20 protein-coding genes and 1 pseudogene are annotated in these 16,642 nt (G+C 45.5%); 5 read left to right on the top strand and 16 right to left on the bottom strand.

The window, feature by feature from the left end:
- Window positions 1-131 precede the first annotated feature (131 nt).
- On the bottom strand, window positions 132-875 hold the full coding sequence (locus tag AC1DWN_RS04190) for an IclR family transcriptional regulator (RefSeq protein ID WP_477557681.1): 744 nt from the start codon (window positions 873-875) through the stop codon (window positions 132-134).
- 354 nt (window positions 876-1,229) lie between these two features.
- Between AC1DWN_RS04190 and AC1DWN_RS04185 the strand changes: the two genes are divergently transcribed.
- Both AC1DWN_RS04185 and AC1DWN_RS04180 read left to right on the top strand, forming a co-directional pair.
- Window positions 1,230-2,255: an alpha/beta hydrolase gene (locus AC1DWN_RS04185; RefSeq protein WP_477557680.1), complete on the top strand. Its 1,026-nt coding sequence runs from the start codon at window positions 1,230-1,232 to the stop codon at window positions 2,253-2,255.
- A 110-nt stretch (window positions 2,256-2,365) separates the two neighbouring features.
- A complete protein-coding gene (locus tag AC1DWN_RS04180) occupies window positions 2,366-3,454 on the top strand; it encodes a Fe-Mn family superoxide dismutase (RefSeq protein WP_477557679.1) in 1,089 nt (362 codons plus the stop codon).
- Between the two features lie 84 nt (window positions 3,455-3,538).
- Here the strand turns inward: AC1DWN_RS04180 and folE are convergent, their stop codons facing one another.
- The 6 genes from folE to AC1DWN_RS04150 form a co-directional block, all read right to left on the bottom strand.
- Entirely contained in the window at window positions 3,539-4,132 is a 594-nt protein-coding gene (folE, locus tag AC1DWN_RS04175; RefSeq protein WP_477557678.1) for a GTP cyclohydrolase I FolE, read from the bottom strand.
- A gap of 36 nt (window positions 4,133-4,168) precedes the next feature.
- On the bottom strand, window positions 4,169-4,390 hold the full coding sequence (locus tag AC1DWN_RS04170; RefSeq protein ID WP_477557683.1) for a YneF family protein: 222 nt from the start codon (window positions 4,388-4,390) through the stop codon (window positions 4,169-4,171).
- Between the two features lie 138 nt (window positions 4,391-4,528).
- Window positions 4,529-5,689 carry a tRNA epoxyqueuosine(34) reductase QueG gene (gene queG / locus AC1DWN_RS04165; protein ID WP_477557677.1) on the bottom strand — a complete coding sequence of 387 codons (1,161 nt, stop codon included), beginning with the start codon at window positions 5,687-5,689 and terminating at the stop codon, window positions 4,529-4,531.
- Between the two features lie 22 nt (window positions 5,690-5,711).
- On the bottom strand, window positions 5,712-6,257 hold the full coding sequence (gene lepB, locus AC1DWN_RS04160; protein ID WP_477557676.1) for a signal peptidase I: 546 nt from the start codon (window positions 6,255-6,257) through the stop codon (window positions 5,712-5,714).
- A 2-nt stretch (window positions 6,258-6,259) separates the two neighbouring features.
- On the bottom strand, window positions 6,260-6,817 hold the full coding sequence (locus AC1DWN_RS04155; protein ID WP_477557675.1) for a DUF402 domain-containing protein: 558 nt from the start codon (window positions 6,815-6,817) through the stop codon (window positions 6,260-6,262).
- A 206-nt stretch (window positions 6,818-7,023) separates the two neighbouring features.
- Entirely contained in the window at window positions 7,024-7,446 is a 423-nt protein-coding gene (locus tag AC1DWN_RS04150) for a GNAT family N-acetyltransferase (RefSeq protein WP_475812427.1), read from the bottom strand.
- Between the two features lie 350 nt (window positions 7,447-7,796).
- On the opposite strand from AC1DWN_RS04150, the gene AC1DWN_RS04145 reads away from it, so the two are divergent.
- Window positions 7,797-8,408, top strand: a complete 612-nt coding sequence (locus tag AC1DWN_RS04145) for a superoxide dismutase (RefSeq protein ID WP_477557674.1) — start codon at window positions 7,797-7,799, stop codon at window positions 8,406-8,408.
- Between the two features lie 84 nt (window positions 8,409-8,492).
- Here the strand turns inward: AC1DWN_RS04145 and AC1DWN_RS04140 are convergent, their stop codons facing one another.
- Window positions 8,493-8,789, bottom strand: coding sequence for a hypothetical protein (locus tag AC1DWN_RS04140; protein WP_477557673.1), 297 nt, complete (start codon window positions 8,787-8,789; stop codon window positions 8,493-8,495).
- Between the two features lie 125 nt (window positions 8,790-8,914).
- Between AC1DWN_RS04140 and AC1DWN_RS04135 the strand changes: the two genes are divergently transcribed.
- Window positions 8,915-9,826 (top strand): hypothetical protein, encoded by a 912-nt coding sequence (locus tag AC1DWN_RS04135; protein WP_477557672.1) that lies wholly within the window; start codon window positions 8,915-8,917, stop codon window positions 9,824-9,826.
- Between the two features lie 237 nt (window positions 9,827-10,063).
- Here AC1DWN_RS04135 and AC1DWN_RS04130 read toward each other — a convergent pair whose 3' ends face one another.
- From AC1DWN_RS04130 to AC1DWN_RS04110, 5 genes and pseudogenes are all read right to left on the bottom strand, one after another.
- Window positions 10,064-11,182 (bottom strand): S1C family serine protease, encoded by a 1,119-nt coding sequence (locus AC1DWN_RS04130; protein ID WP_477557671.1) that lies wholly within the window; start codon window positions 11,180-11,182, stop codon window positions 10,064-10,066.
- Window positions 11,183-11,194: 12 nt separating this feature from the next.
- The gene (locus AC1DWN_RS04125; RefSeq protein WP_477557670.1) at window positions 11,195-12,460 is read right to left on the bottom strand and encodes an FxLYD domain-containing protein; all 1,266 of its coding nucleotides are present in this window, start codon (window positions 12,458-12,460) and stop codon (window positions 11,195-11,197) included.
- Between the two features lie 219 nt (window positions 12,461-12,679).
- Window positions 12,680-13,060, bottom strand: a pseudogene (locus tag AC1DWN_RS04120) (alanine racemase C-terminal domain-containing protein); the annotation flags it as partial.
- A 22-nt stretch (window positions 13,061-13,082) separates the two neighbouring features.
- Window positions 13,083-13,391 carry an alanine racemase gene (locus AC1DWN_RS04115; protein ID WP_477557669.1) on the bottom strand — a complete coding sequence of 103 codons (309 nt, stop codon included), beginning with the start codon at window positions 13,389-13,391 and terminating at the stop codon, window positions 13,083-13,085.
- Entirely contained in the window at window positions 13,384-13,707 is a 324-nt protein-coding gene (locus AC1DWN_RS04110; protein ID WP_477557668.1) for an SGNH/GDSL hydrolase family protein, read from the bottom strand. The genes AC1DWN_RS04115 and AC1DWN_RS04110 overlap by 8 nt, the downstream gene beginning before the upstream one ends.
- A 144-nt stretch (window positions 13,708-13,851) precedes the next feature.
- Here AC1DWN_RS04110 and AC1DWN_RS04105 point away from each other — a divergent pair, with 144 nt between their 5' ends.
- Entirely contained in the window at window positions 13,852-14,685 is an 834-nt protein-coding gene (locus AC1DWN_RS04105; RefSeq protein WP_477557667.1) for a helix-turn-helix domain-containing protein, read from the top strand.
- A 16-nt stretch (window positions 14,686-14,701) separates the two neighbouring features.
- On the opposite strand, the gene AC1DWN_RS04100 is transcribed toward AC1DWN_RS04105, so the two are convergent.
- Genes AC1DWN_RS04100 through AC1DWN_RS04090 form a run of 3 tightly spaced genes read right to left on the bottom strand, consistent with a single transcriptional unit; the run spans window position 14,702 to window position 16,633 of the window.
- Window positions 14,702-15,088 (bottom strand): RidA family protein, encoded by a 387-nt coding sequence (locus AC1DWN_RS04100; protein ID WP_477557666.1) that lies wholly within the window; start codon window positions 15,086-15,088, stop codon window positions 14,702-14,704.
- A 55-nt stretch (window positions 15,089-15,143) separates the two neighbouring features.
- A complete protein-coding gene (locus tag AC1DWN_RS04095) occupies window positions 15,144-15,608 on the bottom strand; it encodes a NanQ anomerase/TabA/YiaL family protein (protein WP_477557665.1) in 465 nt (154 codons plus the stop codon).
- A gap of 17 nt (window positions 15,609-15,625) precedes the next feature.
- The gene (locus AC1DWN_RS04090) at window positions 15,626-16,633 is read right to left on the bottom strand and encodes a succinylglutamate desuccinylase/aspartoacylase family protein (RefSeq protein ID WP_477557664.1); all 1,008 of its coding nucleotides are present in this window, start codon (window positions 16,631-16,633) and stop codon (window positions 15,626-15,628) included.
- Window positions 16,634-16,642 lie beyond the last annotated feature (9 nt).

Genomic DNA, 16,642 nt, shown 5'->3' with positions numbered 1-16,642 from the left:
GTACTTCGTCAAATGATCGCAAACATGTAATAGTAAGTTCAAATGTGTTACATGATAACATCTTCATGTAACAAAATAAAAAAGCAGGCCCTGGGGTTAACCCCAGGGCCTGCTTTTTTTCTATGAAGTGACTATAAAATCATCGTTCCCATCCGCTTAGCCGATTCCATCATTACAGGTGCATACTCGCGCATCGTCTCCATGGTCATCCTGCTGGCTGGACCAGATACAGACAGTGCTGCGGCTACTTTACCTGTGCGATTGAAAATTGGAGCTGACAACGCTGCCGCTCCCAGCTCACGTTCTTCAAAGCTCGTCGCATAACCTTGTGCAACAATCTCATCCAGTTGAATCTTATAATAATCGAGGTCGATAGAATACAGCCATGATGGATCTCCAAAAATACTTTCTTGTACAAGCGGCTCCGAATAAGCAATCAGCACCTTGCTGGACGCGCCTGCATAAAGCGGAAGCCTTACACCTACAGGCGCCACCCGACGAACAGGTTGATTGCTTTGCACCGCTTGAATGCGGATCCTCTCTGACCCGTCTCTTACATATATACTAACCGTCTCTCCGAGACGATCGCGAAGTCGTTCCATTTCAGGCAGCCAAATTGTTGCTTGATCATCTGTTCGTGATAGGTTTGCGGACAATTCCCACACCTTTAGACCTAAATGATAGCGATCTGTTGCTCTGTCACGTTCTACGAAGCCTTTGTCCTCTAAAGTGGCAAGCATTCGGTGAACCGTGCTTTTGTGCAAGCCAACATGTTCAGCAATCTCCGTCATCGCCCAGTCTGTTTTCGAAGTAAAACATAACAATATATCAAGCGCTCGATCTACTGCGCGAACCGTCGATTTACCTTCCTCCATGCAGTTGCACCTTCCTTCCATTAAGTTTCATCCAATGAAACCCGTTCTCATCTAGTATAACTCATAGCTTCCATAATCGTAAAGATAAGTTCGTTACGTTACATTTATATTACAGGTGTTTAACATTTAATCGACATCAATTGACAGGCTAACGGGTGAGGACTACGATAAAAGTACTAGAAACGCTTCATCTATAAATCGTGAAATCGTGAATTTATTATCATCCTGAAATAAGTTCTAAAGTCATACAAGACTGTTTTCAAATAACTTCCTTAACATAATTATAAAGCGCTTACAACTAGACAGGCGACTCGTTCTTGCTGGACGATTCATACCGAGGAGGACAACGATGATATGAGTACAACTATATTGACACCGATGCAGCCCTTTCCCTTTACAGAGTCAGACAACACCTTCGTTATAAAAAAATCAAAGAGCCGCGGAAAACATTTGTTGGTCGCTTTTATCGCCGCCCTTTCGGCATTGTGCCTGCTAGGAGTCGTAATCTTTCATGGCTATGTCGCTTGGATGCTCGCTTACCCTTACGTCGCTCCTCTGGCTTCCAATCCGAAAGCAGCTATCGGATTAGATTACGAGGATGTCATCTTTGCTAGTAATAGTGGTCAAACGACGGTTAGCGGCTGGTTCATTCCAACGGATAAGGAATATAACGACGCTTCCTCTCCTCGCACCGTAGTATTCAGCCACGGCTATGGAGCAAATCGCGAGGAAAGCTGGGTACCGATGTATGAGCTTTCCAAGCTGCTTCACAGCTTGAATTATAATATATTATTATTCGATTATGGCTATGCATCAAAGCAATACAAAGCACCGGCCACTGGAGGCCACGAGGAGTCACAACAGTTGCTCGCTGCTGTTAACTACGCAAAGTCCCGCGGCGCAGAGGACATCGTGGTGTGGGGCTTCTCAATGGGTGCCGGGACTGCTCTGCAAGCAGCACTCCTCACCGACGAAATTGATGCGATGATTCTCGATAGTCTTTTTATCCCAAGTCCAGAAGCACTCTTTGATAATCTTAATCAGTACGTAGCTCTTCCTTCGTTCTCGCTGCCCATTATTGAATCTATGATTCCTCTGTGGACAGGAACGAGCTTCGGTTCTATCCCTGCGGACGAAGTCATTTCGAATAAATATGATATACCACTCTACGTGGTGCATGGCACAAACGATGTGAAGGCTCCGTACCAAACAGCTGAAGCCGTTGCGGCGGATCAAGGAAACCCTCTCTCCCGCTCTTGGATTGTGCCTGACGGGAAGCACGAATTGCTTTTTCAAGTTCATCCAGGAGAGTATATTCAAAGAGCCGCTTTATTTTTAAGTCAAGTCGATCAACAGCTTCAAGCAAACAGAGAACTATAATATAAATACAACAATAAAACCCATTCATTCGAAAGCACGACATAAGCCCTCCGAGCAACGAATACATCTAAACTTAGATGCACTTGCTCAGATAAAAGGAGGCGATGTCCGTGCTTTTTATTTATGGAACGCTAATGCCTGTCAGAGTGATGGAGCTCATCCGTCATTGGAAGCTGCAAGAGAAGGAGCATACGGCTGTTATTTTGCATTCCGCTCCCAGTCTGGATCGTCAATATGTTCAACTGCTCCAATCATGGGAGCCAGTCTTCTCACATACCGCTCATTATGCCAACCAATGGCTTGACGAGTGGTTGCCCTACCCGTCCCGTCTCCCCTCCCATGCGGAGCAAACCGTTGAAGCGCTTGTTGATGCAGCGCTTCAGCAATCACAAGCCTACATCGAGCAGTTAACTCAGCTCGCTGATTTTAGCCCGGCTGCGGCAACTTCCTCTACGGCTAGAACGATTATCTCTCACACGATCCGTGAATCGAACTATTATCTTGGATTAATGAGTGCTTACCGACAAGCAGTGAACAGCCCTGGCAACCGAGAACAGCGCACTCCGCTTCAACAGGTTCCAATCGGTGGACATACACTGCCTCCACTTCCCTATGAATATGATGCACTTGAGCCCTATATCGATGAACAAACGATGCGCATCCATCACGATATCCATCATCAATCTTATGTAGATGGTTTAAATAAAGCAGAGACGCAGCTGCAAATCGCACGCGAAACCGGAAATTTCGACCTCGTCAAACATTGGGAACGAGAGCTTGCTTTTAACGGGGCAGGCCATTATTTGCATACATTGTTCTGGGATATCATGACACCTTTGGGCGGCGGTGATGCTACTGGTACGATCGGTCAGCAGATCATCAATGACTTTGGAAGCTATGCCGCATTCAAAAAACAGTTTAGCGAGGCGGCCGCCAAGGTAGAAGGCAGCGGATGGGCTATTCTCGTATGGAGTCCGCGCAGCAGACGACTCGAAATATTGACGGCTGAGAAGCATCAAAACTTATCTCAGTGGGATGTAATCCCCTTGCTCGCGCTTGATGTATGGGAACACGCTTACTATTTGAAGCATCAGAATAAGCGCCCAGAGTATATCAAGGATTGGTGGAACGTCGTAAACTGGCCTTATGTGAATGAACGGTTCGAGGAAGCCCGTAGGCTTGTATGGTTACCCTTCTAATTGCGAAGAGAGTGAGCAGCAACAGCAAAACGCCTCATAAGCAGTGTTATCTGCTTATGAGGCGTTTACATTCCAATAGCTTGTCTATTGTTTTAGCAGGGCAAGAAATTCAGAACGAAGAGCTGCGTTTTGGCGGAATTCACCGCGGACGGCTGATGTAACCGTCTTGCTGCCGTATTTTTTCACACCACGCGCACACATGCACAAGTGCTCGCCTTCCACTACTACCATAACGCCGTGAGGTGTTAGCTCTTCCGTCATAATATCTGCGATCTGAGAAGTAATTCGCTCTTGTACCTGCAAACGACGAGTAATAGCCTCGACTAGTCGTGCCAACTTGCTTAGTCCCGCTATTTTTCCGCTAGGAATATATCCGATATGCGCTTTACCGAAAAACGGAGCCATATGATGCTCGCATTGACTGTAATAAACGATGTCCTTAACGATAACTAACTCCTCGTGCTGTTCATCGAACGTTACGCCTAGCACTTCACGAGGATCAACCTCGTATCCAGCAAAAATTTCCTCATACATCCGAGTTACGCGAGCTGGTGTTTCCAGCAAACCCTCGCGTTCCACATCTTCGCCTATCAGCCTCAATATCTCTTTAACATGATGCTCAATTTGCTCCCGGTTGTCCGTTACATTTGAATTGACGTAATCTTTTCTTCCCGCCATTCCATACACCCTTTCCGGTTTCCTACAACCTTGCTTTTATCTGCGTGGTCCTTTTTGGTTTTTCATCATATGCTGTGCTTTTTGCATCTGCTGCTTGTTTAAATTATAGCCCATTTGTTTGGCCATTTTTTGAATCATTTCTGGATCATTTTGCATCTTCTCAAGCTGCTTCCGCAAATAATATACCCCGATAAAAAAGCCGCCTACCGCTCCGGCTAATAGTGTTACGATTGGAATGACAATGTTAACCCACGTCAAAATAATCACCTGACCCTCTCTAATCTATAGCTGTTTATAATGTCATATATATTAGCATGTTCAGTCGTTGTTCGCAACGAACAGCTTGTCTTCTTCAACCATATATTTGAAAAGAATGCTGCAGTAGTCCCTCAGCCTCTATTCCTGCGGTTCAATCTCACTGCTGCCAAACTGTGCAAGGGCATTATCTATTGCTAGCATTACTTCCTCGTCACTCTCTTTAGAGGAAGCAGCGTGCAAAGCTGCCTTGGCTTCTTCTCCACCAATACGAGCAAGTGCCCACGCTGCCGTTCCACGGAGCACGGGCCGAGTGTCCTGCTCTAATACTTGAACGAGATCGGGAACAGCACTAGCATCCTTAAAATTGCCAAGACCAATGACAGCATTGCGCTGAATCGGCTTTCTGCCGCGCCATGCGGAGGAAGTGCGTCCATACTTTTCTTTAAACTCTCGATTACCCATCGTTAATAAGGGAACAAGCAGCGGCTTAACCAGCTCAGGATCAGGCTGCAGCTCGGGTTGGTGTGTCCAATTTTTTCCTCGATTAACCGGACATACCGTTTGACACGTATCACAGCCATAGAGACGATTGCCGATTTTGCGCATAAACTCATCCGAAAGCATTCCCTTCGTCTGTGTTACAAAGGAAATACAGCGGCTTGAATTAAGTTGTCCCGGACCAACGAGCGCATCTGTAGGACAAGCATCAATACATTTCGTGCAGGAGCCGCAGCCTTCCGTAATTGGCTCATCCGGCTTAAAAGGTATATTGGTAATCATCTCACCGAGATACATCCATGAACCTAGCTCAGGTGAAATAATGGAACAGTTTTTAGCACTCCAGCCAATACCGGCACGCTCCGCGACTGCTCTATCCGATAGAGCACCTGTATCGACCATACTTTCCACGCGCAGCTCAGGATAACGCTCACGCAGCCAAGCTTCTAGCTTGCCCAGCCGATCTCGCAGCACCGCATGATAATCATCGCCCCAAGCGGAACGTGACATAATCCCCCGTCTTGCACCAGGCTCCGACTTAGGCGGATTTGTTAGCTTAGACGGATAGGCAATGGCTATGGCAATGATGGATTGCGGTTCATGAAATAATAAAGCGGGATTTGTCCGTTTCTCAATGTCAGACTCCTCAAAGCCCGATTCATAGCCAAGCTCTCTATGACGAAGCAAGATCTGCTTTAAGGAAACGAACATATCTGCAGAGGCAAATCCTATTTTATCAATACCAAGGCTCGATGCCGCTCCTTGCAGTTCTTCCTTTAGCTTTGCCCAACGGTCAGTCATAAGCTATTTGACCTCCTAATTGCTACAACGATCTCATTTGCTTGTAAGGCCACAAAATATAATCCGCTCGTCCGCGAATTAATTGTTCCGGAACGGCGTGAAACTTTCTGCTGTCCAGACTTGCATGAGCATGGCGATTATCGCCCATTACAAAATAATGCCCTTTATCGACAACAATTGGTCCATAATTCATATCCTCAATTAATGAATCGGTATAGGGCTCATCCACTTGCTGGCCGTTTCGATACAGATGCTGATTATGAATTTCAATCCGATCACCGCCTACACCGACTATTCTTTTTACAAGAAGCTTCTCATCAGTATCACCGTTCTTCGGCTCTTTCAAAATCACGACATCCCCAACCCTAGGATCACCGACAAAATATACTATTTTATTAACGAACAGCCATTCCTTCTCCGTCAAGGTTGGCTCCATTGAATGGCCCTCTACAGTAGATAAGTTGAAAATAAAAAAATGTACAATCATTACAATTACAAAAGCAGAAGCTAGTGTTTTCAACCAGTCTGCCAGCTCAGTGCGCCACTCGAATGAATGTTTGGTTGGCATACTTATTCTTCCACCTCACCGAATGTATTTAGCCAATCCTCATAATATAAATTCACAAATTTATCTTGAAAGGGTGACTCTCCCCGATCGATTCGCAGCAGAAGCGCGTCTAAACCTTCACGTACCTTGTCATCAACCATTTTCGGGTAATGGTACATCGCTTTATGCATGTCATACTCATCTTGGTCAACAATGAATCGTCCACCATCCGCTGTTCGAATGACATCCAAGTCATAATCAATATAAGTCAACACATCGCCCTGCAAATAAGGAGGCGAAGCAAGGTTGCAGTAGTAACGAATCCCATTTTCCTCAAGCAAAGCTACGACATTAAACCATTGGCCTGGTATAAAAAAGGAAACGGCCGGCACTCGACTAATCCATACTTTACCATCAGATTCTTGTATAGGAGTTTGGCGATTAATAAGGACTGTCATCGACTCCACTTTATGTTCAGAAACCAGAAGATCAGTTGGAACCAACCAATTTTGCTGCCAAGTACGATGAATATGACCGTCATGCTTAAAGCTTTTGATAACACAGTGCTGATATCGTTCCATCCTGTTCTCCCCAAACATGTGTATAGTAACAAGCGTAAACGGCTGTCGCCATACTTGGAGGCAAAGCTCGTTTCGCGGTGAATTATAAGGGGTTATAAGTTTACACTTATAACCCCTTATAATTTAAGAAAAGCATATCTCAACGCCAAAAGCAATGGCGATGCAGATATGCCCTGCGCATAAAAATAATGCAGTAAAATTTCGCGTTAACCCGCTACAATGCTCAGTTTCTGAAAGGATCTGAAAAAGTCGTTAGCAACATATCCCATCGACTCATACAGCGGTAAAACAGGCTCATTGTGCTCGTCCGCGGTAATTAATATCTTTGTAACACGACGTTGTTCGAAACGCTGGCGTAATCCCTGTACCAGTGATTTACCGATCCCTTTCCTTTGATGGAGAGGAGAAACGGCAATACGATAATAATAACCTGTGTTATTATCAATCGTCCCGATAATCATGCCCACGATCTCTGAATGTTCGACAGCAACTAGAACTAAATCACTATCCCATGACAATTGACGGGCAAAGGCCTCCATCGTTTGTTCGTAGCACTCTTCTGAAAGTACATCTTCAAGTAGTGCTGTAATTGGTCTGTAGTCGGATAACTGGAAGGAACGAACATTCATTTAATTACACCTTCTATACCATGTCATGTGCTGCATCTAGTTTATATTACGACAAATTTAAACGAAATCCTGCTAAATTCTTTAATATTTCGTAAAAAAATCAAAGAAATCGTCATTTTACTCTTGATAACGCTTTATATTAAGCGCTTACATTCATTTAATCTCTTTTTATGTTAAATTTATGATAATTGTGCGTTAATTTCGTATAATATGTTTGCTCCTGTGATACCCTATTGTTGGTCTGGTGAGATAAGTTGCAACTATACTTTTGAAACAATAATGTTGATTTATGTTTGACGATGAGGGATAATGGTTAAGAATAATTACATATTATTAGGAGGTTTTTAATAATGGCACACCAACTACCTGCATTGCCTTACGCACACAACGCACTTGAGCCGCATATCGATGCGACTACAATGGAAATTCACCACGGTCGTCACCATAACGCATACGTGACCAACCTTAACGCTGCTTTGGAATCCGCTCCTGAATTGCAAAACAAATCAATCGATGAATTGATTGGTGACCTTGCAAGCGTTCCTGAAGCTATCCGCACTGCAGTTCGCAACAACGGCGGCGGACATGCTAACCACAGCTTGTTCTGGGAAACAATCGCACCAAACGCTGGCGGAGCTCCTACTGGCGCTCTTGCAGCAGCAATTGAAAGCGAGCTTGGCGGCTTTGATGCTTTCAAAGCTGATTTCGCTAAAGCAGCAACAACTCGTTTCGGCAGCGGCTGGGCTTTCCTAGCAGTTGCAAACGGCAAGTTGAAAGTATACAGCCTGCCTAACCAAGACAGCCCGATCATGGAAGGTTTAACACCTGTCCTAGGTCTTGATGTTTGGGAGCACGCTTACTACCTGAACTACCAAAACAAACGCCCTGACTACATCGCCGCTTTCTGGAACGTAGTTAACTGGGATGAAGTTAGCAAACGTTACGAAGCAGCTGTAAAATAATACTTCTTCACTTAAGCGGCGCCGCCCTCTCCTATGAGGCGGCACCGCTTTTTTTTATCTAGCAGGGAGGGCTGATTGGCTCAATCATTGGGTACGTTCGTGAACACATGAACCATCCAGTATGCTTGGTTGGTTGGTTGGTTCCTCCAAAGCCAAGTGAAAACTGTAAGCTCCGAAATCGTGCTTAAGTCCTTCACTCGAGCGTCCCAAATTGACTTTAGGCTCCAAAATTGGGCTTACAGACACCTTTTGTGCTTGAAAACAAGCAATATCAGCGCTGTAAGCTCGAAAACCGTGCTTAAGTCCTTCACTCGAGCCCCCTGCAGTACCTGTAAGCTCCGAAATCGTGCTTATGGTCTCAAACACACTTCTATATAGCAATGAAAATCGCCACTCACATTCGAATAAACTTTCATGCTCTAACCCAAACACCGGATAGGCAAATATCGCATAGGATACATGAGGAAAAAGCCTATTTTGTTTCGTGAAGGAGACTGAGTGCGAGCATGGACTATACTTATGGCTATAATAACCAACAACAATTTGTTGCAAACCAGCAGCAACCGACACGGACCAGCAGAGACTGCGGCTGCGGCGGTCCGCGTATGATATTCCCTTCACCACCCGGTGGCATGGGGCCCGGTGGCATGGGACCCGGCGGCATGGGACCCGGTGGCATGGGGCCCGGCGGCATGGGACCCGGTGGCATGGGACCCGGTGGCATGGGGCCCGGCGGCATGGGACCCGGCGGCATGGGACCCGGTGGCATGGGACCCGGTGGCATGGGACCCGGCGGCATGGGACCCGGTGGCATGGGGCCCGGCGGCATGGGACCCGGTGGCATGGGGCCCGGCGGCATGGGACCCGGTGGCATGGGGCCCGGCGGCATGGGACCCGGTGGCATGGGACCCGGTGGCATGGGGTCCGGTGGCATGGGACCCGCTGGCATGTTCCCGCATCCACCTCATCCCGGTCCTGGTCCCTTCCCTCCAGGCCCTGGTCACTTCCCACCTGGACCAGGACCATTCCCACCACCTAGACCACCCTTTCCGTTCCCTATTCCAATCCCAATTCCATTCCCGCTTCCTTTTCCACCGGTCCAGCAAAATGTTGTGTCAGTAATCATTAACGGAGGAAATGCTTACCCGAATGTGACGCAGTCCTATATTATTCCCTTCCGTCCAGGCTTAACTATTTATCAAGCTCTGGCTGAAACAGGTGCTGTACGCTTCTCCTTTAATGGTGAAATCCTATCGGTTGGCGGTGTGCCAATTTGGGGTAGAAATAGCTATCAACTTCTATATAATGGCCGTATCATTCCATCAAATCTGCTCAACTTTCCCGTTCAACCAAATGATTCTATTGCCCTCCAACTCATCTTTTCACCGTTCCTGAGAGAAGAGGATCACGAAGCATGAGCTGGAGGGCATCTCTTTTAAGTATCCAACAAGCGTAAACGGCTGTCGCCGTCCTCTTCGGCAATAGCATTCGTTTCGCGGTGATATATAAGCACATTTATAATGTGAAAACTTATAAATTCTTATATATTAAAAAAACACAGAGCTCGATGACCCGTCCCCTTTGGATGGCTCTATCGTGCTCTGTGTTTTTCCCTGATCATTCTTCCGTCCTTCTATATCAATCGTATAAATTCATTATTTAATCGCTTTTCCCTTGCCGCTTAACAGCTTCAACTGATCATTCTCGTACCCGACCTCGTAAGTAACCTGGTATTTACTAAGCACATATTTACCAGCAGTCCGCTCATCCACAGATATCACTGCAATGACTATAGCTTTGTTATCTCCGCTCTTATTCACGTGCATATTCTCGATTACAACGTTCCGCGTACCCTTGTAGCCCTCTCGAAAATTCTCATAGGTTGTACCTTCCTTCCAATTACCGCCAAGCAGTGAATAGGCGTACACGTAATCGGCGTTATTCAAGCTATCGTAAAAATGGGTTACGAGGTAATCCGCAAACTCTTCAACGGAAGTCTTCCCTTGATTATCGCCTGTCTCACCTTGCTGTACTAGATCAGGCAAGGTTTCCATCGGCACCTTCGACCAGCCTTTCGCAATTGTGAGTACATTTACAATCGGAATGCTGAAGCCTATAGAGCCTTGATCCATGCCTGCGGAGTTAATACCAAGCACGGCTCCCGTTTTACGATCAACTAGAGGCCCGCCACTATTACCAGGTGCAATCGGTGCGGAAATTTGGTAAAGATCCGAATACTTATACTGCTCAATTTCAAAGCTTCTGCCTAAACCGCTAATAATGCCCGTTGTAACGGTATTCTGAAAGCCGAGCGGACTTCCAACAGCGAGCACTTCATCACCTACATCAGCTTTCTCTTCAAGGGCAACCTGCAAAGGCTCTGTACCAGCGAGATCCGGCACTCGCACGACAGCAATATCCGGCTCTGAGCTAATCCCGATTACTTCACCTTCAAGCTCACGGGCATCTGCCGTTTTTATTTTCACATGCTTTGAGCCTGCGACGACATGCGCATTCGTAATTAAATCCCCCTCTAAGTTATACAGAAACCCAGAGCCTTGCGAACCGTCATCCGTTTCAATCATAACAACAAGCTTTTGCGTCTCAAAAATAATATCCTTTAGTGACTTTGCATTTTCCTTATCCGATACAGCAAGCATTGGTTTGCCCACCAGCTTGTGTGGGGCTTTTGCATGAATAGCCAAAGCAGCCCCTATCCCTCCACATACAACCAGAGCAGATGTGATGACACTAAACCATATTCGCTTACTCATCTCATCGCCCCCTTAATCCAAATACCATTTCACAGGTTCAGCAACAATGGTAGTATTCTCATCATGTATGCCATAAATGGTAGCAGTAACAGTCATATTCTCACCTGCTTCAATGTAATTAGGCGTTGCATCAGCTTTAACTGAACCTATCTCTTCCCCTTTTACATCATAGACGATGAACTTAATGGAAACCCCATAGATCGGTCGCGTTGCCACATTTTTAAAATAAGCTTCTATAGTAAGATCGCCGAACTCGTCGACTGTCTTTTCTACTTTCACAACCTCTACAGCTGCCGTTTGATTTTTCAAATCCTCTGCCGCCGCTCTTTGCATAGCCTGCTCAAGTCGCAATTGTTCCGTCTTCTCGTACAGCAGTTGGGCTTTCTCAATGCGTTTTTCAATTGCAAGCAGCTGCTCATTCTCCTTCGAGAATTCAAATGCTCTTTCAACCACAGTCATGGCCTCACTATAATTCTTTCTCTTCAGAAGACTCTCCGCTTCCTCCAAGCTGACCTCAACGATTCTTGCTACGATTTGTTCACGAACCACTTTCGCTCCATCACTTTCTATACCGTTAGCAATGTTAAGCTTTCCAATCAGCGCATCAACTGTCGTCAGTTGTGAATAGTCTTCTGTCAACTTGATTACTTCGAGCTTTATAGTTTGCGCTTCAAGCAATTCCTTTACTTTCGAATAGATGGGCTCAATATGTCCCTTCAGCTCATCTTTTATTTGACCTAACGTACGCTCCGCCTCACTATTTTTCTCATCTTCCAATAGTTTAGCTGCATCTCTAATAGCTAGCTCAAGCTCCAAAGCGTGAGAAACAATTGCAATATCTAACTGTACCGCTGCGTAATCCGGTCTAAATTCTCTTGCTTGCTTAAGTGACGCCAATGCTTCTTCATATTTCCCAGCAATTGCGTCTACTTTCCCTTTGGTTTGCAACTCTATAACTCTGTCATTAATTCCTGACTCATATTCATAGTAAGCATAGACTAGAGCTGTCATAGCAATAGCAATAATAGTAGGTGTCAGCCATAGCCATACCGAATACTTGCCGCGCATCCTCTTCTGCGTGCTTGGTAAAAGAGCAACCTCTTTTACTGTGTTCACATTGTCTATATCTAAAGCAGCAGCCGTCTCCTCTATGTCTTCCGTCCACTCGGCTTTTGCCGCAGCTTCAGAATGAGCATCTTCAAAAACAAGCTGCCTACCGCATTGACTGCAATAAACTGCATCGTCTGTTCGTTTCTTATCGCAATGATGGCAATACACTTCCGTTCAACTCCCAGCAATATTTCTCTCTCTCTATGTATCAATCTATTCTATATGAAAAAGTAAATAATCTCCATTTTAAAATTGTGGCAAATTCTCGATCCCCAATAAAAAAAGTACAACGTTTAGTTGTACTCACTAGCATAACATATAATTAGATTACTCCATTCTTTGTTTCTTAAGAAATAATAACCAATGTACCCATACGAGATCATATTTTTAAAAATATACTTTCTCCAACCTACTGCCGAGTGCGCTAACTACTTCATTTGTGATTGTTCCTACTCGCTTCGCGATCTCCCCAGCTGTAATACTCACTTGACCATCTTGTCCAATCAGCGTTGCCGTATCTCCCTGACACACGCCTTCTATTAATGTTACATCCACCATCATCTGATCCATACATATCTTACCGACAATTCGTGCTCGCTGACCTCGAATAATTACACACCCGCCGCTATTTGATAGCTCCCTCGGGATACCATCCGCATAACCAATCGACACGGTTGCAATTTCACTGTCACTTGATGGCGTGTAGCAGGAGCCATAACCAATCGGATCGCCTGCACGAACGTTTTTCACCAGCGTCACTCTCGCCTTGAGTGATAAGACAGGGCGAAGTTCAACATCTTAACATACCCTCATCGCTCTCGTCGCTCAGCAATCCGTAAAGGGAAGTGCCAGGACGCGCGATATCATAACTCAATTCAGAATAATTCAAAATACCGTAGCTGCCCTGAATATGCAGCTGTCCCAGCTGACAACCACTCAATGCCGCCTGATGAACCACTCTATCAAATCGCTCTAGCTGAAGACTGGTATAGTCTAGATCTTCCTGCTGCTGACTATCAGCCGAGGTCAGATGACTAAAAGTACCCATTACTTGAAGGTTTTTATTTCGATACATAGACCAAATCCGTTCCTCATTCAAATAGGACTCGCCAAGTCGGTTCATGCCCGTATTTATATGGAGTCATGAGAAGTACTTCCGCTTCTGTCTCCTGGCGGATTCGTGTTATCAATTCACTAATCGACTGGACAAATGCAGGAAGCCCCTCTTCACGGTTATGGGCATCGTTGTGTCCGAAGCAAATCGTCACGAGATCCGGCTTATACATGAAGAGGTCTCGCTCCCACCGGGAACGTGACGGGACAATCGAATCCCCGCTAACGCCGGAGTTAATAACATTAATAACGGTACCTGGATAACGCTCCTCGACACCTCGTCTGAGAACCTGGTGATACATTCCATTTATAAGAATCAGGTTCTATAATGTATTTATAAAATATAACTCGAAATATAAATCAAACAATATATTCTTGCTTTCACAGTCATAATTTAGTTTATTCATTTATAAAAAATAACTCCAACACAAAAGAGGGTGTTTCCCATGAGGATAAGAAACTACGGAGTCGTCGTCCATCAAGCCCCATCACAGGTCAGAACAGGTGGAATCCACCCTGCCGCCGAGCTGCTCTATCTCTCATCAGGAAGTTACCGAATGCGTTGGCTAGGCAATGATTATAACATTCAATCTAGCTCTTTATTTCTCATATCAGCCAATACACCGCATGATCTTACGATCCTGTCCCAGCAAGCAAACTTCTGGTACATTGAACTGCAAGATTGTGAGCCGGACTTCCCCGACTTACAACATATTTTGCTCTGTAATAGATTACAGTGCAGTAGCGATAACGATGACCATGTGCTGTCCGATGCAATGCAACACTGTATCGATAGCATTGCTCCTAACTTAAACTCCTCGTTCTTGTCCCAGCCGTTCGGGCAGAAGCTCATGATGCTTGATGTTCAAAAAATTTTATTATTCGTACAGAGTCGATTAACCTCCTACAAGAAAGAAGCAGACCCTTCACGTTATAATTTAAGCAAAGATGTCATCAAGGCACTTGCACTTCATATGGAAACCAACTATAAGCACTCGATATCTCTGCAATCATTAACCGAAATTGCTAACTACCAGTCTACTTACCTAATCAAACATTTCAAAGCTGAGACCGGGTTTACTCCTATTCAATATTTGCTACAATTGCGTATGAAAGCGGCCAAAACCTATTTGGACACCTCGGATATGCCCATTAAAGAAGTAGCCGCCGAATGTGGATTTGGTAGTATCCATCATTTCAGCGGCGAATTTAAACGTAAATTTGGTGTGTACCCTTCCGAGTGGAAAAGAGAAAGAGAATCAGCGAGACTCATTCCCTAGCTAATACTGCTCTGACTTACCCCCGTTTAGCGGGAGAGTAAGCGACAACATCAATCTCTACCAAATAAGCTCCTAGGTTAACAGGTGCTGTAGTCCGTGTAGGATAAGGCTGACTAAATACTTCAGCATAGGTTTTGTTATAGCCTGGGAAGTCCTCAGTACGACTTACATATGCGTTCGCTTTAATTACATGATCCAGTGTAAGTCCCGCTTTCTCAAGAATAATCTCGATGTTACGCAGGCATTGCCGAGTTTGCTCCTCAATAGTATCACCTACAACTTTACTAGTGGCGGGATCAACACCGACTTGACCGGAAACATAGACGAAATCCCCCGCAACAATCGCATGTGAGAACGGAAGTGGAAATTGCGGAGCTTCATTAACTTGAATAGCTTTTGACATCGGTTAATCATCCCTTCAAATCTAGATTAGGTCAGGTGGAACATATCAATTCTGATCAATCGAGCTTAATCTTGATAACGACCTTCTTAATCTTGGACGGCTCTTGCACTTTCCAACCGGGGCGATGAATATCCGCAGGAAAGAACATCACATAAGTGCCCGCTCGCAAGATCAGCTCCATCTCATCAAACAGATTATCATAGAGAAGTGTATCGTCTGATTCAAGTAAATTTTGGATAATAATCTGTTCATCCGTCAAGCGGGTAAAACCGATTTTCTCCTCCCCATCGACGATATACTGGATATCCATATAGGACTGATGGGATTCCGCCTTCAATTCCTGCCGATCGCGGGTTGTGCTCTCGCTGACCATGTAGAACATTCGGTTTCCGTCGATTTCATATTTTCCAGGCGCAAGCTTCGTAAAATCCGTGCCTTGGAGAACCTCCATCGCTTGGCGTATGGCGGGCGAGAATGCTCCTTCTTCTTGCTTCCAATCGTTCAGATCTCCGAAGATCATCGCTCATCTCTCCATTCCTATTGTTCTTGCTCTTGCGTAATCAAATAAATAATAGATCCCGACTTAATGGCCGGAGTTCCTGCTAAACCTACGATGACTCCATCACAAACCGCTTCAAATACCTGTACAATCTCCCCAAAGGTGTCATACACAATTCCGACGCTGTCCCCTCGTCGAACCTTCTGCAGTAACACAACAGATGGAACAAAAAATCCTTCTCGCTCCGATATAATGGAACCATCAAAGTTTCCATTGCCCGTTAGTCGATGACGTATTAGAGGCATCACATTCGTTATCCATTTTTCCGGCTGTATCAGCATCCCCAGGTGATCCATCAACCGCAGTGCACCGTTGCGAAAATGAAGCTGTTCCTCCCTCTTAATACGTCTTCCTCCTGAAGCTTCGGTATAGAGCCAAGGAATCCCATGATCCGTAGCATGTGAGACCGTCCGACCCGGTGTGACTTCGGCATGCCCCCATAGCACCTCCATTCCGAAGGCTTCAGCGGCGGCCTTGGAACGTCTACCTATCTCTTCGTTATCATTATCGTAATAGCCTACTAATTCAGGCACATCGTAATAAGTTCCTCCACTATGCAGGTCCAGCATAAAGTCGGCTTTCTCTATCAAGCAGCTTCCTAGATGCCAAGCCAGCCGCTCTGTCACGGTTCCACTAGGATTTCCCGGGAATTCACGTGCTAGATTACGCCCATCCTCAGGAGTTAACCGATCTGCAACCCGATAAGCAAAGGGATTCGCGATCGGCACCATGAGCAGGGTACCGCGAATATCATCGGGAGACAGCATACGTCCCAGTTCAATGACCGTTTGTACTCCCTCGTATTCATCCCCATGCACAGCCGCAAGAACTAATAATACTGGCCCCGGCTTGATCCCTCGAATAATATGTAAGGGAATTTCCGCATTCATCCCCTCATCGTATTGAAAGGTAAGATTCTTTTGTTCATTCGCGGCGTGGGGATACGATTCAAGCTGGAAGCTTTGTGCCTCAATACACTTCATCATCGCTCATTC

The sequence above is a fragment of the Paenibacillus sp. P4_A7 genome (genome assembly GCF_056402455.1).
The sequence above is the reverse complement of the archived record's forward strand: the minus strand, read 5'-3'. Positions and strand labels throughout refer to the sequence as shown.